Source organism: Nostoc sp. CALU 546, assembly GCF_048836525.1.
In genome coordinates this window covers 1-25,667 of sequence record NZ_JAWJTF010000018.1, presented here as the reverse complement: position 1 = coordinate 25,667, position 25,667 = coordinate 1, and the positions used below count along the sequence as shown (strand labels likewise).

Annotated in this window: 22 protein-coding genes, 1 tRNA gene and 1 rRNA gene; 8 read left to right on the top strand and 16 right to left on the bottom strand. The window is 41.5% G+C overall.

Translation table 11 applies throughout. The annotated features are described in order from the left end of the window. Nucleotides 1-43: 43 nt before the first annotated feature. A complete protein-coding gene (locus RRG12_RS11735; RefSeq protein ID WP_069074399.1) occupies nt 44-289 on the bottom strand; it encodes a Calvin cycle protein CP12 in 246 nt (81 codons plus the stop codon). 373 nt (nt 290-662) lie between these two features. Between RRG12_RS11735 and RRG12_RS11730 the strand changes: the two genes are divergently transcribed. Then, nucleotides 663-1,895: an FIST signal transduction protein gene (locus RRG12_RS11730; RefSeq protein ID WP_420759401.1), complete on the top strand. Its 1,233-nt coding sequence runs from the start codon at nt 663-665 to the stop codon at nt 1,893-1,895. Between the two features lie 36 nt (nt 1,896-1,931). Here RRG12_RS11730 and RRG12_RS11725 read toward each other — a convergent pair whose 3' ends face one another. Next, nucleotides 1,932-3,059, bottom strand: coding sequence for a metallophosphoesterase family protein (locus RRG12_RS11725; protein ID WP_420759400.1), 1,128 nt, complete (start codon nt 3,057-3,059; stop codon nt 1,932-1,934). 451 nt (nt 3,060-3,510) lie between these two features. On the opposite strand from RRG12_RS11725, the gene RRG12_RS11720 reads away from it, so the two are divergent. Further along, nucleotides 3,511-4,383, top strand: a complete 873-nt coding sequence (locus RRG12_RS11720; RefSeq protein WP_420759399.1) for an S-methyl-5'-thioadenosine phosphorylase — start codon at nt 3,511-3,513, stop codon at nt 4,381-4,383. Nucleotides 4,384-4,466: 83 nt separating this feature from the next. Here RRG12_RS11720 and RRG12_RS11715 read toward each other — a convergent pair whose 3' ends face one another. Together RRG12_RS11715 and RRG12_RS11710 are read right to left on the bottom strand one after the other, a co-directional pair. Continuing rightward, a complete protein-coding gene (locus tag RRG12_RS11715) occupies nt 4,467-4,628 on the bottom strand; it encodes a hypothetical protein (protein WP_420759398.1) in 162 nt (53 codons plus the stop codon). A gap of 179 nt (nt 4,629-4,807) precedes the next feature. After that, on the bottom strand, nt 4,808-5,686 hold the full coding sequence (locus RRG12_RS11710) for a M48 family metallopeptidase (RefSeq protein WP_069074403.1): 879 nt from the start codon (nt 5,684-5,686) through the stop codon (nt 4,808-4,810). A gap of 147 nt (nt 5,687-5,833) precedes the next feature. Here RRG12_RS11710 and RRG12_RS11705 point away from each other — a divergent pair, with 147 nt between their 5' ends. Continuing rightward, nucleotides 5,834-7,069, top strand: a complete 1,236-nt coding sequence (locus RRG12_RS11705; protein ID WP_420759433.1) for an acetate kinase — start codon at nt 5,834-5,836, stop codon at nt 7,067-7,069. A 139-nt stretch (nt 7,070-7,208) separates the two neighbouring features. Here RRG12_RS11705 and RRG12_RS11700 read toward each other — a convergent pair whose 3' ends face one another. The 3 genes from RRG12_RS11700 to RRG12_RS11690 all read right to left on the bottom strand — a co-directional run bounded on the left by RRG12_RS11700 (nt 7,209) and on the right by RRG12_RS11690 (nt 9,601). Further along, on the bottom strand, nt 7,209-8,168 hold the full coding sequence (locus RRG12_RS11700; protein WP_420759397.1) for a hypothetical protein: 960 nt from the start codon (nt 8,166-8,168) through the stop codon (nt 7,209-7,211). Continuing rightward, complete coding sequence (locus tag RRG12_RS11695; protein WP_069074406.1) at nt 8,165-8,992, bottom strand: hypothetical protein; 828 nt, start codon at nt 8,990-8,992, stop codon at nt 8,165-8,167. Before RRG12_RS11695 ends, RRG12_RS11700 begins: the two co-directional genes overlap by 4 nt. 102 nt (nt 8,993-9,094) lie before the next feature. Beyond that, nucleotides 9,095-9,601, bottom strand: coding sequence for a hypothetical protein (locus RRG12_RS11690; RefSeq protein WP_420759396.1), 507 nt, complete (start codon nt 9,599-9,601; stop codon nt 9,095-9,097). A 531-nt stretch (nt 9,602-10,132) separates the two neighbouring features. Between RRG12_RS11690 and RRG12_RS11685 the strand changes: the two genes are divergently transcribed. From RRG12_RS11685 to ftsH3, 3 genes are all read left to right on the top strand, one after another. Further along, nucleotides 10,133-10,918: a hypothetical protein gene (locus RRG12_RS11685; RefSeq protein WP_420759395.1), complete on the top strand. Its 786-nt coding sequence runs from the start codon at nt 10,133-10,135 to the stop codon at nt 10,916-10,918. 26 nt (nt 10,919-10,944) lie between these two features. Further along, entirely contained in the window at nt 10,945-11,739 is a 795-nt protein-coding gene (locus RRG12_RS11680; RefSeq protein WP_420759394.1) for an aminotransferase class IV, read from the top strand. A gap of 112 nt (nt 11,740-11,851) precedes the next feature. Next, the gene (gene ftsH3 / locus RRG12_RS11675; RefSeq protein WP_069074409.1) at nt 11,852-13,693 is read left to right on the top strand and encodes an ATP-dependent zinc metalloprotease FtsH3; all 1,842 of its coding nucleotides are present in this window, start codon (nt 11,852-11,854) and stop codon (nt 13,691-13,693) included. Between the two features lie 476 nt (nt 13,694-14,169). Here ftsH3 and RRG12_RS11670 read toward each other — a convergent pair whose 3' ends face one another. From RRG12_RS11670 to RRG12_RS11645, 6 genes are all read right to left on the bottom strand, one after another. Beyond that, nucleotides 14,170-14,388, bottom strand: coding sequence for a hypothetical protein (locus tag RRG12_RS11670; protein WP_069074410.1), 219 nt, complete (start codon nt 14,386-14,388; stop codon nt 14,170-14,172). A gap of 427 nt (nt 14,389-14,815) precedes the next feature. Further along, nucleotides 14,816-15,997 (bottom strand): low temperature requirement protein A, encoded by a 1,182-nt coding sequence (locus RRG12_RS11665; protein WP_420759393.1) that lies wholly within the window; start codon nt 15,995-15,997, stop codon nt 14,816-14,818. Between the two features lie 80 nt (nt 15,998-16,077). Next, nucleotides 16,078-16,149: transfer RNA gene (locus tag RRG12_RS11660), tRNA-Gly, on the bottom strand. A 172-nt stretch (nt 16,150-16,321) separates the two neighbouring features. Next, complete coding sequence (locus tag RRG12_RS11655) at nt 16,322-16,927, bottom strand: GerMN domain-containing protein (RefSeq protein ID WP_069074412.1); 606 nt, start codon at nt 16,925-16,927, stop codon at nt 16,322-16,324. 285 nt (nt 16,928-17,212) lie between these two features. Then, the gene (trpC, locus tag RRG12_RS11650) at nt 17,213-18,064 is read right to left on the bottom strand and encodes an indole-3-glycerol phosphate synthase TrpC (protein ID WP_069074413.1); all 852 of its coding nucleotides are present in this window, start codon (nt 18,062-18,064) and stop codon (nt 17,213-17,215) included. Nucleotides 18,065-18,306: 242 nt separating this feature from the next. Further along, nucleotides 18,307-18,585: a HetP family heterocyst commitment protein gene (locus RRG12_RS11645; RefSeq protein ID WP_069074414.1), complete on the bottom strand. Its 279-nt coding sequence runs from the start codon at nt 18,583-18,585 to the stop codon at nt 18,307-18,309. A gap of 1,178 nt (nt 18,586-19,763) precedes the next feature. On the opposite strand from RRG12_RS11645, the gene RRG12_RS11640 reads away from it, so the two are divergent. Then, nucleotides 19,764-20,633, top strand: coding sequence for a response regulator (locus RRG12_RS11640; protein ID WP_069074419.1), 870 nt, complete (start codon nt 19,764-19,766; stop codon nt 20,631-20,633). A 14-nt stretch (nt 20,634-20,647) separates the two neighbouring features. Here RRG12_RS11640 and RRG12_RS11635 read toward each other — a convergent pair whose 3' ends face one another. The 3 genes from RRG12_RS11635 to rsmA form a co-directional block, all read right to left on the bottom strand. Continuing rightward, nucleotides 20,648-20,977: a DUF3082 domain-containing protein gene (locus tag RRG12_RS11635; protein WP_069074415.1), complete on the bottom strand. Its 330-nt coding sequence runs from the start codon at nt 20,975-20,977 to the stop codon at nt 20,648-20,650. Nucleotides 20,978-21,140: 163 nt separating this feature from the next. Continuing rightward, entirely contained in the window at nt 21,141-22,094 is a 954-nt protein-coding gene (ispE, locus tag RRG12_RS11630; RefSeq protein WP_420759392.1) for a 4-(cytidine 5'-diphospho)-2-C-methyl-D-erythritol kinase, read from the bottom strand. Between the two features lie 92 nt (nt 22,095-22,186). Beyond that, the gene (gene rsmA, locus RRG12_RS11625) at nt 22,187-23,029 is read right to left on the bottom strand and encodes a 16S rRNA (adenine(1518)-N(6)/adenine(1519)-N(6))-dimethyltransferase RsmA (protein ID WP_069074417.1); all 843 of its coding nucleotides are present in this window, start codon (nt 23,027-23,029) and stop codon (nt 22,187-22,189) included. Nucleotides 23,030-23,680: 651 nt separating this feature from the next. On the opposite strand from rsmA, the gene RRG12_RS11620 reads away from it, so the two are divergent. Next, nucleotides 23,681-25,169: ribosomal RNA gene (locus RRG12_RS11620) — 16S ribosomal RNA — on the top strand. Nucleotides 25,170-25,667 lie beyond the last annotated feature (498 nt).

The following is a 25,667-nucleotide window of genomic DNA, read 5'->3' as shown; positions in this document are numbered from 1 at the left end:
TTGCTTACTGACCAAAGGAACAAAAATTTACTTGCCTCAATTTCTAGTCGTCGTAAACCCGGCATTCAATTGCATCTGGGTTGTCATCACAATACTGTTCTAGAGAATTTTTTGGCTTGCTTTGGCGTTTGTGGGAAGCTTCGGCTTGCAATTCTTCTACTGCATCCCAAGCAGCAGCACACTCTGGTGAATTGCTACCGTTTATATCACAGACAGTACGCGCTTGTTCCACTTCTTCTTGGATTTTCTCTTGTATGTCGCCTTTTGCTGTTTCTTGGATGTTGGTCATTGCTTTAGTCTCGTTGTGTGTTGTTAATACTAGTATAGAAAAAGTTTAGAAATGGCAGTATTTAGCTTCATTACTAACTATTCTAACCATTTAGCTGATCATAAGTTACTGTTCTAGCCTATTGATTTATAACCAATACAGCAAAACAGTGCAGATGTGATGCATTTACCTTTATTTTTTAAGATTTTTTGGAATCAGTAGCATAGATAAATAATCATACAATATATTTAGATGCCTATATTAGGGAATAATAACCCCAGCTTCTTGGGATAGAGGAGACAAAGGGCTGGCGTCAATTCTTGTAAGATGTAATTCTTCCCAAAATAAAAAATCAAAACCTACTAGCCTAAAAAGAGAAAGAAGCTCAAAACTCATGGCAGACCAAATGCAGTGGGCAAATGCCCTATCAACCCGTCATTCTTTGGAAGCCGCTGTTACAGATGTGGTGGAACGAGCTGTCTCATCGTTAACAGCACCAGCGGATCTAGGACTGGTATTCATTTCGTCTGCTTTTACGAGTGAGTATTCCCGACTGTTACCTTTGTTAGCTGAAAAACTTTCTGTGCCTGTGCTAATTGGCTGTAGTGGTGGAGGTGTGATTGGGACAACAGTTAACGGAGAAACCCAAGAGTTGGAAGCGGAACCAGCTATTAGCTTGACTTTAGCACACCTTCCGGGAGTGAAGATTCAAGTCTTTCATGTTGTTGCGGAAGAATTACCTGATTTAGACAGTTCACCAGATGCTTGGCTTGATTTGATCGGTGTGCCACCATCACCGACTCCCCAGTTTATTTTGCTGTCTAGTTCTTTCGCCTCTGGAATCAACGATTTGTTGCAGGGACTAGATTTTGCTTATCCAGGATCAGTGATAGTGGGGGGACAAGCTAGTGGTGGGGGTCGTGTTGCTCTATTTTGTAACGATACTGATGGTGAAGAACACCAAAACCTGTATCGTGAGGGGACTGTTGGTATAGCTTTGACTGGCAATATTGTTTTGGAAACGATTGTAGCCCAAGGATGCCGACCGATTGGCAAGCCGTTGCAAGTCACAAAAGCCGATCGCAATATTATTTTGGAGTTAGATGAAAAAGTACCTTTAGTGGTGTTGCGAGATTTGATTGCCAGTCTCAGCGAACAAGAACGGATATTAGCACAGCACTCTCTGTTTGTGGGTGTGGCGATGGATGAATTTAAGCTGGCTTTGCAGCAAGGAGACTTTTTAATTCGTGGTATTCTTGGGGTCGATCCAACAGCTGGGGCGATCGCAATTGGCGATCGCGTCCGTCCCGGTCAAAGGCTGCAATTCCACCTACGCGATGCTGAAGCCTCCGCTGAAGACCTTGAATTACTCCTCAAAAGTTATCAAGACCAACGAGAATCTGAACCCTCTGCCGTGGCTGCTTTGATGTTTTCCTGTCTGGGGCGAGGTGAAGGACTGTATGGTAAACCCAACTTCGATTCTGAACTATTTCGGCGCTATCTTAACGATATTCCTGTTGGTGGCTTTTTCTGTGGGGGTGAAATTGGCCCTGTTGGTGGCAGAACCTTCTTACACGCCTACACTTCAGCTTTTGGAATTTGTCGCCAAAACAGTGTTGAGTGCTGAGTGCTGAGTGCTGAGTATTCAATCACCTCCTAACTCCTAACTCTTATCCAGCAAAAGTGTGGTGTTATTATCAATCAGATTTAAAGTTCCACCAGTAGCGATCGCTGAGTTAGATTGTGATGCACTATATGTTTGAATGTAGCGCCGCACTTCTGGGGGAAAATGAGGGTAATCTAATACTGCATCTCCATCGGCAATAGTTGCCCAGAAGTCGCGCAAACCAGGAGCTAATTCTTTTGCTTGTGATAACGGTAAGTTTAATGGAGAGTGAGTTAGTAGCTTGATTAGAAAGGGGAAAGAGCGATCGCCCATCCATTGCCGTGATGACTGTTGCAAGTCGGGGAATTCAGGTACAGACTCTACCCGATGGGATAAAATTTGCAACGATTCTTTGCCTTGGTTATCTCGATGGAACTCTAGCACTCGGTAAGGGTGAGGATAGCTAACTAAAGAGCCAGTGGTAATATCATATACTCCATCTGAGTAAGCAATATCCTGAACATGCAAATGCCCAGTAAATACTAGCTTGACTCCGTAGCGCCTCAGTAATTGCAATAGTTCTACTGAATTCGCTAACATGTAGCGATTTGCCAGTGGATGGCTCGATTGATTGGGCAAATGCTCTACCACATTATGATGCACCATCACCAAAACTAAGTCATCACCAGATGCCGCCAGCACCTCTTCTAACCACCGTAGCTGTTTGGCATCCAAACACCCCACCTGCTCACCCTGGTCATTAAAGAAGTTAGAATTCAGTCCAATTAGCTTAACTCCGGGGAGCAACTGACGAGTGTAGTAAATTTGCTGCGGATCTTCATAGCCAAACTTCGTGTAATAGTAGGGAAAATCCGCAAAAGCAATTGATTGCTGATCAGCAGATAGCACAGGAACGTCATGATTACCAGGAACAACGTAGACCGGAAAAGGTAGTTGGGCTAAACATTGTTGTAACCAGGCGTGGTTCTCTGGTTCGCCGTGCTGAGTTAAATCTCCTGGCAACAATAAGAAATCTAAATCGAGTTGTGTTAAATGTTCTAGTACACTTTTAAAAGCTGAGATACTTACTTCTACCAGATGAAAACGACTGGGATGATCCCAAATTGTGTGAGGAAGTGCCAGGTGTAAGTCGCTGACTACCGCAAAGCGAAAATTGAGAGTCATTGATTTATGAAAATGTTAAAAGCAGGGGTTAAAACAAGCCTTTTCCCAAAAGTATAACGCTTGCTTTGTTTCTCTGCGTAGGAGTGCGTCTACTTAACATTTCTATACACAAAGCATAGATTACACACTATGTTTATGATTGTTGAGTGGTCAGAACTCTTGAAGAAGAATTCAGGAGTCAGAATTCAGGAGTCAGAATAAAGACGCTCGAAGACCACCAAATTTTTAATTTGCTGGGGGTGCAAAAACGCCGATTATTCAGACGCTCCTGCCTCGCTAACGCTGCGAAGCACCGCCAGTCATACAGAATTCATTCTGAATTCTGAATTCTGACTCCTGACTCCTGACTCCTCAATTCTATTCGATAAATCAGCACTCCTGAATGCCTTTTATACTACTCCCCTTTTCGATAAAATAACTTAGCAGATCAGCAAGGAACAGGTTCAGAATCATGGCTCAAGCTAGTATTGGGATTATTGGTGGTAGCGGTCTTTACAAAATGGATGCCCTCAAAGATGTCGAAGAGGTGCATGTCCAAACCCCCTTTGGTTCACCATCTGATGCTTTGATTCTGGGGACTTTGGATGGTACACGAGTAGCTTTTTTAGCGCGTCATGGTCGCAATCACACGCTTTCACCTTCCGAGTTACCATTTCGCGCTAATATCTATGCGATGAAGCAATTGGGTGTGAAGTATTTAATCTCAGCTAGTGCTGTGGGTTCCTTGAAAGCAGAGGCGAAACCACTAGATATGGTGGTGCCAGATCAGTTTATTGATAGAACGAAAAATCGGATTTCAACGTTTTTTGGTGAAGGAATTGTGGCTCACATTGCCTTTGGTGATCCGATTTGTAAGAATTTGGCTACTGTATTGGCAGATGCGATCGCATCTCTCAATTTACCAGAAGTTACTCTCCATCGCGGCGGCACTTATGTGTGCATGGAAGGGCCAGCTTTTTCTACAAAGGCTGAATCGAATCTTTACCGCAGTTGGGATGCAACAATCATTGGGATGACGAATTTACCAGAGGCGAAGTTGGCAAGGGAAGCGGAAATTGCATACTCAACTTTAGCGCTGGTGACAGATTATGATTGTTGGCATCCAGACCATGACAGTGTGACGGTGGAATTGGTGATTGGCAATTTGCTGCGGAATGCTGTGAATGCTCAAAAGGTGATTCAAGAAACTGTGCGGCGCTTGAGTGAAAATCCACCACCTAGTGAGGCACATTCGGCGTTGCAGTATGCAATTTTGACTCAGTTGGATAAAGCACCAGCGGCGACGAAGGAAAAGTTAGGGTTATTGTTGCAGAAGTATTTATAGTATTGGTGATGATTGAGTGATGTCTATGACGAGCTACGCCTACGCTACCACAGACTCTTCAGCGACGGACTAGTATCATAAAATCATACAGGCGATCGCACGTAACTATAAAATAAGCAGCCGTCAACAAAATGATGGTTTTCATGAACAAAATCATGATTTTTGTGATGAAGCTTTGCTTGTTCGTTGTATCTGGCAGATGATGCTGCGTAGGCGTAGCCGTCGTAGACATCGCTTTCCTTCAAATTCAGCGATTAATTTTTCACAATCATAATTAGTGTATTGCGGCAAAATAATTTATTAGCCGCGCTTTCTAATGGTTATATAGGAATCCGCTTTGATTTCTGAAGGATTTTGCGCAGAAATCAAATATGAGTCCCATATTTGTAATCCTATGGTGTGAGGAGGATCGTGATTAGTAACTCTACCAATTGCGCCACCCACCTTTGGGTGCAACTTCATTATTAGTAGACTTCAGTCCGTGACTTTGCAACAGAGTTTGATATTCTGTGCTACTTGCCCAGCGATCAATTTCTCGCGCCCTTAGCACTGGTACTGGATGGGTTAATTGGGCTGTGCGGGCAGTTTTGACCATTTCACCCAGTTCTGTCTTGCTAATATCATCATAAGCGCGGGCTTGAGCAACGAAGGCATCAAGATTTAGTTGTGGCGCTAAGGTGGGAGAACCCCCTGCCAACTTCATCAACACGGACATAACAACTTTAGGGTCTTGAGTTGCTAGTAATGCGGCGCGATCGCAGGTAAACTCAGCACAGCGTACCCATTCTAAAAGTTGTGTCTGTATGGCTTGGGCAACAAAGGTTCCGACATTGGGCACAATTGCCGCAGCTAATATTAATAAATTTACAGGAGTCAAGTAAACACTATGATCACACTTGAGATGCCCCAACTCGTGGGCAATTACTGCCTGTATTTCTTCTGGTGTGAGCATATCAATCAGGGAAGTGTGTAGCACAACAAAGGGCTGCTTACCCCGCACAGCAAAAGTATAAGCGTTGGGAGCCGGATGTTGCCTGACATACAACTGGGGAGGATCTATATCTAGAATTTTACAAGCGTCTAACAACAACTTATGTAAATCGGGCAGTTGTTTTTCACCCACCAAAACACTGGAGGCAATATTTTCCACATAGAAAACCTGCTCTGCCATTGGCCCGAGCCAATTTCGCACCAACATATCTATGCCTGGTATCTGCTTGAGCGCTCTGGTAGCTTCCAGGTCTAATGGATGACGAAATGAGTCAGCTTTTAAACCAATCAGCGGGGTTTTGAAGAAGGACATAGTGCAGCAAGCTATAAAAAACACAACTATGGAATTTGGCTGGATAGATAAACAGCCTCCCACAGTTAGTATAACGATTTAAGAAAACTAAGCATGGTGTGAGACTTAGTGACATGATCAAAAGAGATCATGTTTTTATGTTGTTATATGAAGATATTGGTGCTGAATGCCGGCTCGAGCAGCGAAAAAAGCTGTCTGTATGAAATTGCAGAAGAAGCTCTCCCCACCCAAGCACCCCAACCCCTTTGGGAAGGGAAAATCAACTGGACTCAAGATCACGGTGTGGCAGAAATTGAGGTGAAAACTACTGCGGGTGCAAAGCTGCAAGAATCAATCTCTGGTGAATCCCGACAAGCACACCTCAACTATATGCTCAATACACTTAGTCATGGTGCTACCAAGGTAATTGATCAGTTATCAGAAATCGATGTGGTGGGGCATAGGGTAGTACATGGTGGACAGGATTATCAAGATAGTGTGGTAATTACTGAGGATGTCAAAAAGGCGATCGCTGGTCTGTCTAACCTTGCACCAGAACATAATCCAGTCGCAGTGGAAGGAATAGAAGCAATTGAAAACATCTTAGAAAATGTCACTCAAATAGCAGTGTTTGATACCGGATTTCATGCCACTCTACCTGATGCGGCCGCAATTTATCCCGGCCTATATCAGTGGGTAGAGCAAGGTATTCGTCGCTATGGGTTTCATGGTATCAGTCACCAATACTGTTCTCAACGCGCTGCCCAAATTCTTGGTCAAGATGTTCCACCTGAGCGGTTAATTACCTGTCATTTGGGCAATGGTTGTTCTTTAGCGGCGATTAAAAATGGTCGCAGTATTGATACCACTATGGGATTCACACCCGTAGAAGGATTAATGATGGGTAGTCGTTCTGGTTCAGTTGATCCGGGGATTTTAATTTACCTGTTGCGGTACGGTAATTACTCCATCGAAAAATTGGATGATATCTTAAATAAAACCTCTGGGTTAAAGGGAATTTCGGGTGTATCTAGCGATATGCGTGAAGTGAGAGAAGCGATCGCTCAAGGTAATTCTCGCGCTCAACTGGCTTGGGATATCTACGTACATCGCTTGCGTTCTGGTATTGGTGCAATGCTCACTAGTTTGGGCGGATTAGATACTTTAGTGTTTACAGCCGGTGTGGGTGAACACTCTGCGGAAATTCGTCAAGCCGCCTGTGAAGCCTTTGAATTTTTGGGATTAAAACTTGACCTTGAGAAAAATCAACAGCAGCCTGTGGATGAGGATATTGCTACATCCGATTCCGCAGTCCGGGTATTGGTTATTCATACTCAAGAAGATTGGGCGATCGCTCAACAGTGTTGGCAACTTGTAAAAAAGTTCGTGATATGTAATTCGTAATTAGCAAGTCTAGTTTAATCTAAGCAACATTGTTTAAATGTGCAGTTTAAATATACTGTCAAAACTCGATACCCCTAGCCTTTTTATAAAAACAGCCTTTGACGGGAAAATCTATTTTTCAATGTCTCACACCCAATTTTCAAGCCAGTAACCAACGCATAAAACCTTTACCAATTTGCCCCACTATAATACTAAAAACCCATTTTAAGAGCGGCCCGATTAGTGACAAAAATAGCAAAAACAAGAAATCATTGAGAGTAAAAACAAAAATACTAGAAGTGATACAAGTTAGTCCCCACGCCAGCCAATTTCGAGATTGAGAACTGATAGAAGTCCATCTCGGAAGTTGATTAACAAGCCAATAGCGAACAATAGCAAATACAAAAGATGTTACTAGACCAGCAAGTATTGATAATGAAAGTGTAAGTGATTGTGCTAAGTGTAATTTCCAAGCGAAAAAAGTAGCAGGAAACAGCGAAGCTAGCTCCCAAGCGAATAGATTTAATTTAGTCCGAAGATAGCTTAGGATTTGTTCAATAAGCCAATAATGTACAGAAACAATATTTAAACACTCAGGATTTTGGATAAAATCACTCTTGATTTTGTGAATTATGTCACCATAAAATAAGACATTACTTTGTAAAACAATATCTTGCTCTTTCCAAAAATATAACCCTGATGTATCTTCTTGATAATAAAAATTAAAAGTAACTCCGTACTGTAACGCCAATTTATTTTGTAATGATTTATTCCAGAATAATTTGATAAAACTTACTATAAAAGTATCGTCAAAAATTTTAAAGATTTTTTTATTAATAACTAATTTCTTATCTTGTACAGTATTTTGGCTAAAGTAAATTTTATCCCTAAAGCAGTTGTAGTACCAAATGTAAGCTAATAATTTTGGTGGAACGTACAGAGAGCAGCCTATTTTTCGCGCTTCCTCAATTTGTTTTAAAACTGCCCTATTTAGATAAAAAGTATACTGTCCTGGCTCAACCTTAATTTCAAGTTCAATAGGAGTGCCTTGAGGTATTTGCACAAAGAAAAAGAGTTGAACATCATCTTCATTATTTGTGTGTGTTTTATAAGCTTTCATTGTCGGGATAATTTTGCGATATTTTGTATAATACCAATCAGAAACTCTAGCGTTCCACGCCACTGTTTTTCTCCAGCAACTATCCCTTCATTATGTATTTTTAAGATTAAATCTCTATCCATTTCAGGTAATTGAAATAGCTTTTTATGGTAACGGCTGATAATATCTCCATCTAACTGCATAACAGTTTGAGCATAGATAATATCAATATCTACACTGTTAATCTGACCACCATCTAGTGCAGCTTTAAGTTCAGACATTTTCCGTAAAGTACGAATGAATTTACCATTATTCAAAAGCTGTTCAATCTCTTTCCACCTTTGCTGCAAATTCTTTTGATTATCTTCTTCATCTGCAACAGGAGTTGGAGCAGGCAATATTGGTCGAGCTAGCTTTATGTATACCGGATCTTCTGGAAGAATATTTGGATCATTTTCCAATTCATATTTAAGACGCTCCTGATATCGTACTATCCTAGGATCTGGATCACTAGTATCAGTACTTTTTTCAAGAAGAATATAAAAATATTCTTTTTCTAGCTGCGAAAAGAGACTTTTATAAAGTTTTTGTAATTCATAGGCTTGAGTTTTGTCTGGTTCTGGCAAATTGTCCGGATCGGGAATTCCTTTAACATGAAAGTAGTCTTTATCTTTTATTGAATAAATCTCTTCATAGGCTTGCCAAGCATTAAACTTTGCGCCAGTAATTTGCTCGACAACCATCGTATTTACTTCTAAAGCTGTAATATCATCGACTAATCCATGTACAGATGAAACTATTTTCCCTAGCAAATCCCTGGCTTGTTCTTGAATTTGGTTGGACATAATAACAATTTCCTTGATTTTTATAAAGCGAATTAACCTACAGATTTGGACAAGTTCCGATGCTGTAGGTATTTTAGGGTGATTATTAATAAATAACGATTACTATGGACGGGATGGCGATTGTTGTGAAGTTTTACGAGATTTCATGATTTCTATAAAAAATCCATACAACTTTTGCAAACTCTCTATATTTTTTTGCATAATTTCTCGACTTTCTTTTATTTGACTTAGATGAAATTCGCGAAGTTCTGTATACGGCCCACTACCAACAAATTGACTACCAACTTCATTATTGATATCACCATCAATTAAATTGATTATGGTGTGCATTCGATTCCCTGGTTGAGCAATTTGTTGCCCTTTTATTTCTTCAATTTGAGTAGATGACTCTGGAACCCAAGTGGTAATTTCTAGCTCAACAACTTCAACTATTGCTGTTTGAATGGCATCAATAATGTCATCAATATTGAATCCTTCTCCTTTCGTATTGAGCTTTTTAACTTTTCTTTTAAATTCACTACTTGGTTTGCTCCATTGACTATTTATTTCCCCATTTTCGCTAGCTTGACCATTAATTTCTGTGTTTTCGTCAACAACATGATTCACCATGATATTTTGGGGGTTACAGATTTAAATATAAACAAAATACAATTTTAGGTTATGTCAAAATTTTCAAGGCTTTTACTAAAAAAAAGTAACTAAAGTCAAAAGAACTTAATATTTTGAGAAATTTTTCCTGAAAAAAGCTATGCTTTTCTAAAGCCAAATTTATCTTAGAAAAAGAATAATACCATTTTTAGATTTTGGAGCCACTGCAACGCAGTGAGTTCAGCATTACGGAAGGGGTTACCCCATTGTTTGATAGTGGCGTGATTCTGAAAGGATTTTTTAAGTAGCTTTTGGCCGTTTCGTTACAATAGGTATAAATTAAATCCTACTCTTAGACAAATGAGCCTAAAGTGGATCTCAGAGTGAATTAAATTTTATGTATAATTTAATACTAAATAAATTAACTAATTTATTTTAATCAACCTGGTTGATGTTTTACCTAGCATGGCGTAGAGGCGCAAGTGCTGCTCGAATTTTCTTGTATTACTATGTATATAATAATATAGTCATGCCGATAAAAATAAGAAAAATATGTTGCTAGATCGTCAAGCTTTTACTACACCTTTAGTAGCTTGTGTATGTATATTAGGAGTGGGATTGATTCAATTTCCGCAATTACAAAAACTAATAAGTAGCAAACAATCTGCCTCTTTAGAAACCCTAGAGAAAGAAATAAAATCTGAAAATATCCGTCTTAATTTACTCCAAAAAATGCCTAGTTTTGGTTATGATAACTTCATCGCAGATTTGGTATATCTCAATTTTTTACAATATTTCGGAGATGATGAAGTTCGGAATAAAACAGGTTACAGTTTAAGTCCAGAATATTTTGAAGTAATTTTAGAACGTGACCCGCGATTTTTAGCAGCGTATAGGAGTCTTTCTATTAGTACTTCATTGTATGCTGCCATGCCAGAACGTGCGATCGCAATATCAGAGCAAGGCTTAAAATCACTATCTCCCTCAGTTCCCGAAAAGTCTTATTACATCTGGCGTTACAAAGGAATTGATGAGTTATTATTTTTAGGCGACGCTCAAGCTGCCCAACAATCTTTTGCAATGGCGGCAAACTGGGCTAGTAAATTGTCTGATGAAGAGAGTCAATTTATAGCTACTACTTCCCAAAAAACTGCGGAATTTCTGAGTCGAAATCCTAACAGTAAATATGCCCAAATTTCTACTTGGTCAATGGTTTTAAATAATCAAGTTGATGAGAGAACTCAGAAACGAGCAATTAGGGAAATCGAAGCTTTGGGAGGAAAAGTAGTTACAACTCCTGAAGGTAATAATAAAATTGTATTTCCACCAAAAGATTAAGCAATGGGGCATTGGACATTGGGCAAATGACAAATGAGATTTTTTGGTACAACGGTAAACTAATTAAGTCTCAAACCCTAGAATTAAACATTAACGATCCAGGTTTACTTTATGGGGCAACTGTTTTTACAACATTGCGAGTTTATGAGAATTCCCTAGATAGTAATTTAACTAATTGGCAAGCACACTGCGATCGCCTACTTTTCTCACTACAAACTTTTGGCTGGCATCAACCAGACTGGAACCATGTGCGTCAAGGTGCCGAAATCCTCCTCGCACACTTCCCCGTTCTCAGAATTACCCTTTTTCCCGATGGACGGGAATGGATAACTGGCAGATTATTACCACAAAATTTGACAGAAAAACAAAAAAATGGTGTTATCTGCGCCGTTGCTAGTTCAGAATTTTCTCGCTCTCTCCCTTCTCATAAAACTGGAAATTATTTGAGTGCTTGGTTGGCAAAAACTAGCTCAGATGCACAAGAAGCAATATTAGTCGATACTCAAGGAAATTGGCTAGAAACCAGTACAGGCAACCTTTGGGGATGGTGCGATCGCAGTTGGTACACGCCGCCAATAAAGGCCGGAATTTTGCCGGGAATTATGCGATCGCAACTTGTAAACTGGCTGCAAAACCAGCAGCAGCCAGTGCGGGAAGAAACTTGGAGCGTAGAGTTAGTCCAGAGATTTGAAGCGATCGCCTACACTAATAGTGTGGTAGAAATTATTCCCATTCATACCGTTAATCAGCCTTCAGGGTCGCTACAATATAATCCCTACCATCAGAGTTTTCAGCTAATAAAGGGGCTTTTTTCAGCATGACACTCACGCCAAATTTGTTATATCTTAAGATAAGTTAACATAATTCTTAATAATGACTTTTCTGAGTAGAGAAGCTAGGCATCGCGCGAAAAATACCGGAGGATAGACCTTAGTGAATAAAAGATGGAGAAATGCAGGGCTGTACGCGCTGCTGTTTATTGTCGTAATTGCGCTGGGAACAGCATTTTTTGACAAACAACCACAAAGCAGAGAGACATGGCGATACAGTCGCTTTATTCAAGAAGTTCAGCAAGGCAGAGTAGAAAAAGTCAGTTTGAGTGCAGATCGCTCTACAGCACTGGTTACACCCAAATATGACCCAGCTAAACGGATTGTTACCTTAGTCAACGATCCAGACCTGATTAATACTCTGACTTCTAAAGGCGTTGATATTTCTGTTTTGCCCCAAACCGACGAAGGATTTTGGTTTAAGGCACTAAGCAGCTTATTTTTCCCTGTATTACTTTTGGTTGGCTTATTCTTCTTGCTACGTCGCGCTCAAAGTGGCCCAGGTAGCCAAGCGATGAACTTTGGCAAATCCAAAGCCAGAGTGCAAATGGAACCACAAACTCAGGTGACATTTAGTGATGTCGCTGGTATTGACCAAGCCAAGTTGGAATTAAACGAAGTCGTAGACTTTTTGAAAAACGCCGATCGCTTTACCGCTGTTGGTGCAAAAATTCCTAAAGGTGTGCTGTTAGTTGGCCCTCCTGGTACAGGTAAAACCCTCCTAGCTCGTGCCGTAGCTGGTGAAGCAGGTGTACCTTTCTTCTCAATCTCTGGTTCGGAATTTGTGGAAATGTTCGTAGGTGTGGGTGCATCCCGCGTCCGCGATTTATTTGAACAAGCTAAGACTAATGCTCCTTGTATCGTCTTCATTGATGAAATTGACGCCGTAGGTCGTCAACGGGGTGCAGGTTTAGGTGGTGGTAACGATGAGCGGGAACAAACCCTCAACCAGTTGCTTACAGAAATGGATGGCTTTGAAGGTAATACTGGCATCATCATTATTGCCGCTACCAACCGTCCTGATGTCCTAGATGCAGCACTGTTGCGTCCTGGTCGCTTTGACCGTCAAGTTGTGGTAGACCGTCCCGACTATGCCGGACGCAGCGAAATTCTCAAGGTTCACGCCCGTGGCAAAACCTTGGCGAAAGATGTGGACTTGGATAAAATTGCCCGTCGTACACCTGGATTTACTGGCGCAGATTTATCCAACCTGTTGAATGAAGCCGCAATTCTGGCAGCACGCCGGAATTTGACTGAGATTTCGATGGATGAAATCAACGACGCAATTGATCGCGTATTAGCTGGGCCAGAGAAGAAAGACCGGGTAATGAGCGAAAAGCGCAAAACCTTGGTTGCTTATCACGAAGCTGGTCACGCCTTGGTTGGTGCTTTAATGCCCGACTATGACCCAGTACAAAAAATTAGCATTATCCCTCGTGGTCGCGCAGGTGGTTTAACTTGGTTTACCCCCAGCGAAGACCGGATGGACACAGGTTTATACAGCCGTGCTTATCTAGAAAATCAGATGGCAGTGGCTTTGGGTGGTCGGATTGCTGAAGAATTAATCTTTGGTGAAGAAGAAGTTACCACTGGGGCTTCAAATGACCTACAACAAGTAGCACGGGTTGCTCGTCAGATGATTACCCGATTTGGGATGAGCGATCGCTTAGGCCCTGTTGCCCTTGGTCGTCAACAAGGTAACATGTTCCTCGGACGAGATATCATGTCAGAGCGCGATTTTTCTGAAGAAACCGCCGCAGCTATTGATGAAGAAGTTCGTAAACTTGTAGATGTTGCCTATACACGCGCTAAAGAAGTGTTAGTGGGCAACCGCCACATTTTAGATCAGATAGCACAAATGCTGGTTGACAAAGAAACAGTAGACGCTGAAGAGTTGCAAGAAATTCTGTCGAATAACGATGTGACAACCGCTGCGTTTGCCTAATTTAATGAGAAGTGATGAGTTAAAAACAATTTCTAACTCCTAACTTTTGAAATTCGGGGTAATTCTGAGATTTTCCAGAGTTACCCCAATTTTTTTTATTCCCTGTCAAAAGCCCGGCCATGAAGACCGGGCTTTTAATCATAAATGGGGTTATATACCCCGAAGGTTTCGTTATAGAGTTTCAGTATAAATCGGTAGTCTGATAGAGACTACCATCTGACCATAATCAATTCCGGAAAATTAGAAAAATTTTTCTAGATACACGACTCAATACTTGTCGGTTAAGGGTTAAAGGGGAAGGAAAAAGCCTAGAAATCGAGGTAATTCGGAGATTTTACGAATTACCCTGATTGTGATCAAGACAAAAGAATCTATGCATTCTGTGGCACACCCCTTACAGCGATCAAATAGATAACTTTCTGAATCTTTACAAGACTAGCGTGAAGAATGACTGGATGCTCAACCAGTCGCCGATTCTAAACTCTGGATGCCGGTTTCAAAAATAGCCACGCCACAAAGAATGTAGCCGCTGTGAATAGTTGCGTCAAGTCCAAAGCAGATAGATAACCATCTGCAAATGAAGCAATACTGCGATCGGTAATGCCAAATACCCAGGATGACAGGCCAAATAGCCAAATCCCATTCTTGAGATTTCCGACGAACTCTTTAGAGTCTGATGGTTCTTGGTCGTTCATGATCTTCTGCTCCGTTAGTGAAGAATCTGGTGATTGATGCAAAATACCTGTCATTAGGAATTTTTTTGGACTCCTGACGCTGAATTTACACTTACTATTAATAATATTAATAAATATTTCACCTGCTTGACTTCACTACCCAAAGGTACATCTCATAACCCTGACATTCCTCCTTTGGTTCTGCTACATCCGATAGACGATAATGCGTTGAGTTCTCAGCTTTACAGCGTCGGGTTTGAATACTGAGATTACATAATCTTTAAATAACTATATAAATATTTATTTATTTTGTTAAAAAGTACTCCATAGGATAGATGTGTTTCCAGGAATGCTTCAGATTTTAATTGTGTAGATACTTTTTAGGGGCGCACAGCTAGCTGTGCGCCCCTAGACCCAAAAGAGGGTATGAAATAAATTACGCCAGGAGTTAGATTTCTGGGTCAACCAAGCGGGTAGTGGGACGACTCTGATATAAATCTTGAACGACTTGAACCGCAGAAACTATAGCTACAAGGGTAATGACTGCAACAGGTAACAAACCTTTGCCAAAGATAGCGATCGCTAGCAGCACAACTGCACCCCCAAGTCTATACTGGGAACGAATTTTGCAATAACGGATCACTCCAAATCTGTGAAGAATACTGACAGCTAGAGAGCATAATGCTACGGAACTACACATGAGCCATCGCTGGGAATCTGGTAGTGCTAAAGTTGGTTTACTCAACAAGATTTGTTCTACACCAACTCCAGCAGCAGCAATCCCAATCACTAGCGGTAAATGGGTGTACAGCCAGAGATTGACAACACCAACTTTTCCATGTGTCCGTGCCATCTCAATAGGTTTACCACCCAAGTTATCAAAATATACCCACCACCAGCTAAAGGCGATAATTAGACCAAACACGGCAGAAATCAGAGTTAAAACATCCCATTTTTGCTCAGAAACACCATTGACTACTGCAATGATTGCTTCACCCAAAACAATAATGGTAAATAGCCCAAAACGTTCTGGTAAGTGAGAGGCGTGGGGGAGTAACCCGATCTGAAACTTACGTCCTGTTAAAGGTGTCGCAAAGTCAATAATTATTCCCAGTGTCCATAATCCGAATCGCCAAGGAATGGGTACTAATGCTGATATTAACCAAAAGAAGGCTGCGATCGCAAAACCAATAGCGTAGCGAGTGGTCAAAGGACGCGCTGAAGAGATATGTCTTCCAGCACGAACGTATTCGATTACAAGCACAATTCGACCGAGAGCATAGGAAATGGCAAAACCGGGGGAACTCTCACTCAAACCGTGGTGGATATTAATAGCCATTGCTGCTGCTGTCAGCATTTGTATACCAATCAGCAGCCGATGTCCCACATCATCGCTATCAAAGCGATTGGCATAGAATGTGGTGCCAATCCATGACCACCAAACTGGTATAAATAGAACTATAAACCCAAACCATCCTGATAGAGAGATATCCTCATTGAGATTGTGGGCCAGTTGAGAAACTGCAACTACAAAAACCAAATCATAAAAAAGTTCTAGCCAAGTAGCGTGTCGTTCTTCTTCGGTGTCTTCACCAATACGTAATCTTGGCGGTTGGAGAAAATTTGCCATAGTGCTAATTGAGAATCGCTAATTGTTTTTTACCATTAGCCGTCATTTATTAGCGAGGGCTTAGAACTCTACAGTACAAAAGCGGGCGATGGGACTCGAACCCACGACGTTCACCATGGGAAGGTGACATTCTACCACTGAATTACACCCGCGAATTGCTGTCATCAAACTTGCAGCCAAAATGAATCCTACCACTATTTACAGATGTTTTCAATTGCCTAGAAAATGCACTGTTTTAATAACTGCTGATGCATAAATCCTGTGGTTGTTCAAATTGGGAAATCTTTTTAGCTAGTTAATGACGACACTTACTACCATATTTAACTAAAGAACAATGTTCTCACCTCGCTCGGTAAAGCGAACCTCTTTAATATTCCATTGGGCATTACTCGTTAGGGTTTTCCGGAGACTGCCAAACAGAGCAAACTGTTCACAACTAGAAAGAGAAGCTATTTGCCGCTTTGAATCAGGAGATATTCGCAAATCAACTGTAGCAATGCCATTTTTGATGTTGACACGATATCCAGACAAGCTAAAGTCGCTTGTATCTCGTTTTTCTAAGATTTTACTCACTACATTTGTCACTGGTTCCTCGGCTGGTACCGAAACTTTTTCTGAAATAAATTCTTGACATTGAGTATCACTGGTGTACAGTGTGACGTTGGTAGTTTTACTAGTGACAGCTTTAGGTGTTGGTGAAGAAGGCGTATTTTCCTTAGAAGATTCTTGATCAGGAGATTTTTCTCTCAACTGAGCTACGCTAGGAATTTGGCTGGGAGTAGGAGCTGAAGCGTTATTTGTTGGTGTTGTAGTGGGGGATGGTGTTTCGCTGTCAATATTACGAGCGGTGGGATTAGAACTACAACTGCTGAGGCTGACAAGCATTGTCACAAAAATAAGGGGTAAAAAATATCTCTTAGTTGTGGTCATAAATTTTGCTTATAGAATGATGTTGCTGCTATCAATTTCAGTGTCGCTGGTATTAATTCCGCATAAATTTGTGAATCTTGAGCCAGTCTATAAAGTGTCAACCCAAAATCTGTTAAAGTCGAGGGTTATACTATACACCGAAATTACAACATCTGTTATTCAAGAAGCAATGTTTTGACAATAAGCCACTCTGCGTCTACGCCCATCCCAAAAAGCTTGACCAAAAGAAACAAGGGTGAGGCAAACGAAGATATACCGACCCTTGATTTAATCAATGTGGTCTATTTATCTGAAAACAGCTGTAGGTTTGAGCAGATTACGCACACTCTGCTGCACATCTTCTTGTTTAACTAAAGACTCGCCAAGTATAACGGCATGTGTACCAGCTTGAGCGACAAGAGATAAATCAGTAGGTGTATATAAACCAGACTCACTGACGACGAGAATGCCCAGACTTTGTAGTTGCGATCGCCTAGCCGCCAGTAGTTGCCCAGTTGTGCCAATATTGACGCTAAAATTGTCTAGACTTTGGTTGTTGATTCCAATTAAGCGCACATCATCAAGTTTTAGCACCCGATCTAGTTCTGCTAAATTATGGACTTCTACCAAAGCATTCATTCCCAAATAGTGAATCACTCGTAAAAAGTTTTGCAATTCCTTATCTGAGAGAATTGCAGCAATCAGTAACACTGCATCTGCGCCTGCTGCTCGTGCTAAATAAATTTGGCAAGGGTCTAAAATGAATTCTTTGCACAGTAGGGGCAATGCTACCCGGTAGCGGATGGTGCGTAAACTCTCAAAGCTGCCATGAAAGAACTTCTGATCTGTGTAGACAGAGATACAAGTTGCACCACCACGCTCATAAGCTTTAGCGATCGCTACTGGGTCAAAGTCTGCTTTAATAATTCCGTCAATTAAAGATGCTTTCTTTACCTCTGCAATGATGCAAGGTCGGTAATGACTCTGTTGCAAAGCAGAGAGAAAATCTCGCACGGTTGGTGCAGCAGTTAACTGACGTTGCAAAGAAGCCAAAGACATCTCTTGCTGGATTTGTGCGACTTCATGCTTTTTCTGCCATACAATCTCTTTAAGAGTGGGTTGCAAATGAGTATTAGGAGTAGTAACTGGATAAGTCATATACTAAGGATGGGATGACCAAAGAAGTATGGATTATAAAATTTCAAGCTACCCTACAGACATTCCTTTCAGTAGGTCTATTTAGAAACGCCTTTAACCAATAGGAAGCTGTGAGTAACGGGATGTTTAAAGCTTTCAACCTTCATCCTTTCCTAATGGAATTTTGTAATCAATTGCTTTTAAATAGCCTCAATTGTTGACATTAATTTATACTAATTGTGCTATCTCAATTATTTGTATTTTCAAAGATTAAGCCAGGTTGATTTTAGGTTTAACCCTTCTACAGGCTCACTATCAATTTGGTTTTGTTTTGAATTTTCAACTAAACAGTTATTTTTGAGTAGTCGAATATAGGTGCGGTAGGGTATGTAATCTATGGGATTGTAACCAGCAAACCGTAGAATTAAAACACATGCCCAGGAATATTTGCCAGCAATAATCGCTTTCAGGATTTGCTCAATTTGTTCATTATTGATTTTTCTACCCATTTGTGTTGGATAACCAGTGATGTTTTGAGTCATAACATGTGCTCTTTTATGTAAATTAAAACTGGTTTGTATCTGACAGGGTTTCCCTAGTTTGCTAAATTGGATCTATTAAAAACAAGATTGTGCTTAGTAAACTTAGATAAAGTTAAGAAATCTTGTAAATTCATATTAAAAGTAGGGGCGGGTCTAACCAGCATTAAAAATATCTTGTTAAACCCGCTCTGATAAATGAACCGTATTGCAGAAGCAGCTTCTTCGTTAAGCTTACTCAATCTTTGGCAAAGGAGTATATGAACGATTTTTTGATAGATATGTCTATTTTTTCGCTTTTGAAATCTTATCTATTTTCATTAGTGTAAAACCAACTTGAGCTTTGGAAAGGGAACATTAGTAATGAAACGTGCTTGATTAGATATTTCCTGTGGTGTGCTTGAATTAGACCTTTCACAAGGTAAAAGTATCCATAATTCTACATAAGCTGTATTAATTAATACATAAATGCTTGGTATTTTCTATTTCTTTTGGAATATTTAGAAGCCATGTGCATATAAATAATAAAAAAAATGTATTCCTTGTGACAGATGACAAACTGTATTATGATGTTGTTAGATGCCTAAGAGAGCAAATTTCAGCACAGTTACATTGATGAACAATAATTTACTTATTGAATCTATAACTCTTAGGAAAATGCATCTAAATTAGAATTGACAAAATAATTTTATTGTGTGATAAAAATTTTTACTTATGGATTTTATCTTGATGTCCTAATAGTTGCAAATGATTAGCTAGAATCAAAATTAGTATGGATTTTTGCCTTATTTATTACGTTTTGGCACAGATATGCTTAACTACTTACCAATAATTTCTTTATATTATCAATATAAAAAAATTAACCTTTTATTGCTAAAATTATATTTAAAATCATAAATAATTTCTGACTCTTTTTAATTCAAATTATTTAGACCTAGCCAAGAGTGCCATCAGAATTTTAGAAAGTTGTGATTAGCAACTTATTAACGGCTATAGTGCCGACTTATTTAACCGAGTGATTAGAGATATCGATTCTGGTGACTATTAAGTTAGTTCCATTTAACTCTCAACTGGTGCTAAAACCAGAAGTTGAGTTGAGAATTTGCCATAGTTTTTTTACAGAACACTCGGCACAAAAGTTGATCATCATTCCCTGCCACAAAAATCCTAGTGATGGAAAAATGATACACGAATCGTCGAAAAAAATTCTCGTAATTGAAGATGATGCTATTACCCGCAATCTCTTCTTAGAGGTTCTTGAAGCTCAAGGTTTTGACACCATAGGTGCTGAAGATGGACTAGCCGGTATCGAACAAGCACAAAAGCATTTACCCGACTTGGTTATTTGCGATATTCAAATGCCAGATATGGACGGTTACAGTGTTTTGACTACGCTTCGTCAAGATCCTGACACCGCAATTATTCCTTTCATTTTTTTGACTGGTAGTAATACACAAACAGATGTTCGCAAAGGTATGGAGTTGGGTGCAGATGATTATCTTATTAAACCCTCTACTATAGAGGATTTGCTCAGAGCGATCGCTGTTAGATTAGAAAAGCAAGCTTTCTTGAGGTACTGGTACGCTAATAACTCTCATCAATTTGCCCAACCACTACCTTCATCGTTCAACTCTGAGTCCATTTTTCCATCTGTTCCCCAACTACAAGCAGTTTTCGACTTTATTGAAGCTAACTATCGCCAAGGAATTACTTTATCTGATGTGGCTCTGGCAGTTGGTTATTCGCCTGCTTACTTGACTAATCGAGTAGCAAAACAAACAGGGGAAACTGTAAACGGTTGGATTGTCAAGCGTCGAATGGCAGCAGCACGTCCTTTACTCAGAAATACTAATCAGACAATCGACCAGATTGCTATTGCACTAGGTTATCAAAATACCTGTCATTTCTCTCGGCAATTTCGTCAACACCACGGGCTTTCTCCGAAAACTTGGAGAAAACAGCAACAAGTTCTTCAGCCTTCTAAAAGCACGACATTACAATTCATCAAAAATCGTGGTGCGTTAGAAAAACTTGTGCCTTTAGGTTGCTGATTAAAAGCAAATTACTAGTTTTCACTACTTTTTTGCTTAGTCAATTGCTGCACTAATAATTGCACTCCCAAAGCCAACAATCCAATTGCTACTATACCAAATATCCCGCTTCCTAAAGCAACTACACCAACAACCAAAGTCCGAACAGCAGAAGAAATCTTAAGCACCAATGGATTAATTGAGTGGATCGGTTTATTAGCAAAATTGGTAGCGATCGCAATCATCAGAGAATACGCTGCAAATGCCATTCCTCCCGAAACCACAGCCCCAGTAAAACAGCGTAACGGACTCGTTGGAATCTCTTTTTTAGTATCTGTTTGTGGTGTTAAATTATTGTCATTCATGAAATTTTAGATTGTAGACTTTGGATTGGAGCATTAGGAATAATTCTTGTCCTCAGCTAATTGTCATTAAAATTGCATCTTTGCGTCTTTCTAGCGATTTAAACTATGCAAATTAAAAGCTTATCAGCTTATCTCTTATGCTCCATTAATGATAAACATTTATTTAAACTGAAGATGCTACCTGAATACCGTGTGTAATTGTCCGAGTCACAAACAATTCTAAGTCTTCATCAAGAATTGCTTTCATCACATGCAGCTTAACTTGTTCTGCCTGCTGTTGAGACTCAAAAAGAGCAAATACTGTTGGCCCAGAACCAGACATCATTGTTCCTAAAACACCTTCTTGACTTGCAAACACTTCTCGCAATTGCAAAACTTGGGGATAAGCTGGCAGTACCACGCGCTCTAAATCATTGTGCAATTTTTGGGCAATTTCTCCCGCATCTTTATCCAGGATAGCTTTTACTATTGCTCCTGAATGAACTGCGTTAGCACGGGCTACCAAGTTGTCCCTATCTTTAATATAAGAATGACCAAACTGCTGTCGATAGGTTTTATATGCCCAAGCCGTGGAAACTTCCAGGCTGCGGTATTTTGCCAACACCATATAGATACTATCCAAACTTGGAAGAGGGGAAAGTTGCTCACCTCTACCTGTTGCGATCGCAGTTCCACCCGCCACACAAAACGGTACATCTGAACCAAGCGTGCTTCCTAACTCCTCTAATTCTGACTGAGTTAATCCCAATTTCCACAGTAAATCTATCCCCACCAACACAGCTGCTGCATTCGTCGAACCCCCAGCCAACCCAGCCGCGACAGGAATCTGCTTATTGATGGTAATCTCCACGCCTCCATATTTAGCAAAGGCTTCGGGAAATTGCCTCGCCATTAATTCTGCTGCACGGTATGCCAGATTACTTTTATCTGTCGGTACTTGTGGGTGGTTGCAGTGAACACGGATATTGTCAGTGCTAATAGAACGAACATCAATTTGGTCTGCAAGTCCGATACTCTGAAGTATCATGGCTAACTCGTGATAGCCATCGGTGCGATTACCAATGATTTCTAGATACAAGTTGATTTTAGCAGGGGCAATTAGACTGTAGGAATGCATTTTCTGAGAGTGGAGAATGGGGAACTCGGAACCCTGTCTGGGGATTAGGGGGAATGGGGAATGGGGAATGGGAAAGAAATCTGCCTTGTTCCCTACTCCTTACTCTCCACTCCCAATTCATTTGCTAGAATTACCCATTGCTGAACGCTGAGGTCTTCGGCTCTGGCTTGGGGATTTATTTTTAATTGTTCCAGTAAGTGGCTCAAGCGATCGCGTTCTATCACAGATTGCAAATTATTTCGTAACATTTTGCGCTTGGCACCAAACCCCAACTTTAAGAAATTCTCTAATTGTCGGGGATTAAGCGCTGGTATTTCTATTTTTCGGGGGCGTAATCGCACCACTGCTGAATCGACTTTTGGCGGTGGATGGAATGCGGCGGCTGGAACTGTGCAGATTAACTCACACTCAGCCAAATACTGTACCCGCACGCTCAAGGCCCCAAAGGCTTTTGATCCTGGTTTAGCATATAACCTTTCTGCTACTTCTTTTTGTACCAGCAACACTATTGAGTCAAATGGTTCGGGGTTGGGGTTAGCGATCGTACCCAGTAGTTTCTCAATGATTGGGCCTGTAATATTGTAGGGAATATTGGCTACTACCTTATTTGGCTTTTGGAAATTGGGAAAGGCTGCCAGATAAGATGGTAAATCTAGAGTGAGAAAATCGCCTTGTAGTAGTAAAAAATTTTCAGTCTTACCAAGCTGCTTGGACAACAGTTGGCATAAGTCACGGTCTATTTCAACTGCAACCAGAGATTCCACTAAGCGTAATAAACGACGAGTGAGAATCCCGGTTCCAGGCCCAATTTCCAGGACATGATCGCCTTTGATGGAGCGATCGCTTTCTGTACACTCTGCTGCTTGAATAATTGCGTCAAGCGCCTTTTCACTTTTGAGCCAATGTTGAGCAAAGACCTTACGCGGTCGGATCATCTGTATTTTTTGCCTAGTCTAGTTTTTAGCTTTTTCTCAAAAACTCATTATAAATTTTGAAGCCCCTCTACAGCGCTAGACTCACTGTAACTCCTATCTTCTCTTCCAAACGCTCCACGATCATAAGTAATGGCGATCGCGTAAATGCCGATACAAGCGTTATCTGTAGGATGGGAGTCTTAAATCGCAAGCTTTGCAACAATTATGCTCTTATATATAGTTAGTTCAGGCGTAGGGATTCAGGATAAATCCCTTCAGAAAGATTACCTCCTGCCTTTTTCCATAATCACTCCACCTGCATCAGATTCCATTTGGAGACAAGCAGCCAGGTTTAGCCACTTCGTTCTCGCCTCCTCCTGCCGCTTAAGCCATTCTCTTGAAAGTAATGCCAGTCAAGCGATTTGCCCATTTAGAAAAAAAAAATAAATTTACCCCTTGACAAACTAGGGGATGAATAGTTACTCTAGTTAAGTCGGAAGGCGAAAGACGCCAACGACCGCTGAACCTAAAAAACATAATACTTTGAAAGCTTAAGAAAAAACCAATCCTCGTCAAAAGATTTTGTTTTTGGGATTTCCCAAAAAGACAATCGAAATTATAGATAGGATTCCGGGAAATATTTTTTTCGGAGCCACAAACTCGAAACACAACAAAACGGAGAGTTTGATCCTGGCTCAGGATGAACGCTGGCGGTATGCTTAACACATGCAAGTCGAACGAAATCTTCGGATTTAGTGGCGGACGGGTGAGTAACGCGTGAGAATCTGCCTTCAGGTCTGGGACAACCACTGGAAACGGTGGCTAATACCGGATGTGCCGCAAGGTGAAAGGTTAACTGCCTGAAGATGAGCTCGCGTCTGATTAGCTAGTAGGTAGTGTAAAGGACTACCTAGGCGACGATCAGTAGCTGGTCTGAGAGGACGATCAGCCACACTGGGACTGAGACACGGCCCAGACTCCTACGGGAGGCAGCAGTGGGGAATTTTCCGCAATGGGCGAAAGCCTGACGGAGCAATACCGCGTGAGGGAGGAAGGCTCTTGGGTCGTAAACCTCTTTTCTCAGGGAAGAACACAATGACGGTACCTGAGGAATAAGCATCGGCTAACTCCGTGCCAGCAGCCGCGGTAATACGGAGGATGCAAGCGTTATCCGGAATGATTGGGCGTAAAGCGTCCGCAGGTGGCTATGTAAGTCTGCTGTTAAAGAGTCTAGCTCAACTAGATAAGAGCAGTGGAAACTACATGGCTAGAGTGCGTTCGGGGCAGAGGGAATTCCTGGTGTAGCGGTGAAATGCGTAGAGATCAGGAAGAACACCGGTGGCGAAGGCGCTCTGCTAGGCCGCAACTGACACTGAGGGACGAAAGCTAGGGGAGCGAATGGGATTAGATACCCCAGTAGTCCTAGCCGTAAACGATGGATACTAGGCGTGGCTTGTATCGACCCGAGCCGTGCCGTAGCTAACGCGTTAAGTATCCCGCCTGGGGAGTACGCCGGCAACGGTGAAACTCAAAGGAATTGACGGGGGCCCGCACAAGCGGTGGAGTATGTGGTTTAATTCGATGCAACGCGAAGAACCTTACCAAGGCTTGACATGTCGCGAATCCTGGTGAAAGCCGGGAGTGCCTTCGGGAGCGCGAACACAGGTGGTGCATGGCTGTCGTCAGCTCGTGTCGTGAGATGTTGGGTTAAGTCCCGCAACGAGCGCAACCCTCGTTTTTAGTTGCCAGCATTAAGTTGGGCACTCTAGAGAGACTGCCGGTGACAAACCGGAGGAAGGTGGGGATGACGTCAAGTCAGCATGCCCCTTACGCCTTGGGCTACACACGTACTACAATGCTCCGGACAGAGGGCAGCAAGCATGCGAATGCAAGCAAATCCCGTAAACCGGAGCTCAGTTCAGATCGCAGGCTGCAACTCGCCTGCGTGAAGGAGGAATCGCTAGTAATTGCAGGTCAGCATACTGCAGTGAATTCGTTCCCGGGCCTTGTACACACCGCCCGTCACACCATGGAAGCTGGTAGTGCCCGAAGTCATTACTCCAACCTTTCGGGGGGGAGGATGCCTAAGGCAGGACTGGTGACTGGGGTGAAGTCGTAACAAGGTAGCCGTACCGGAAGGTGTGGCTGGATCACCTCCTTTTTAGGGAGACCTACACCCCTTACATATCGAAAAGCACACGGCTATATAGATAGTAAGTTGGTCTAACCTAGGTCGGTCGAGGTTTGGAAATAGCTTTCAAAGTATTTAGTGGTTCGGTAAATCAAAGTACTTCAAATAAATCGAGAGAAATCAGCAACATGACTTATATAGAAGTCAGACTGCTGAGTTAGTTCTCAGCCAGAACCTTGAAAACTGCATAGTAACGCGAAATTAGCAGGCAGACACAGACATCATTAGTGCTGAGTACTGAGTGCTGAGTGCTGAGTAAAATCAGTATGAAGTGACGAAGTAAGCAGAACTAACTATTTGTGATTGTGAATGCAAATGTAGAACACCAAATGTTTGAGTGGTCAAGTTAATAAGGGCTAACGGTGGCTACCTAGGCACGCAGGGTCGACGCAGGACGTGCTACCCGCCAATATGCTCAGGGGAGTTGGACGCAAGCACGGATCAGGCAACATCGGAGTGGGTCGACAC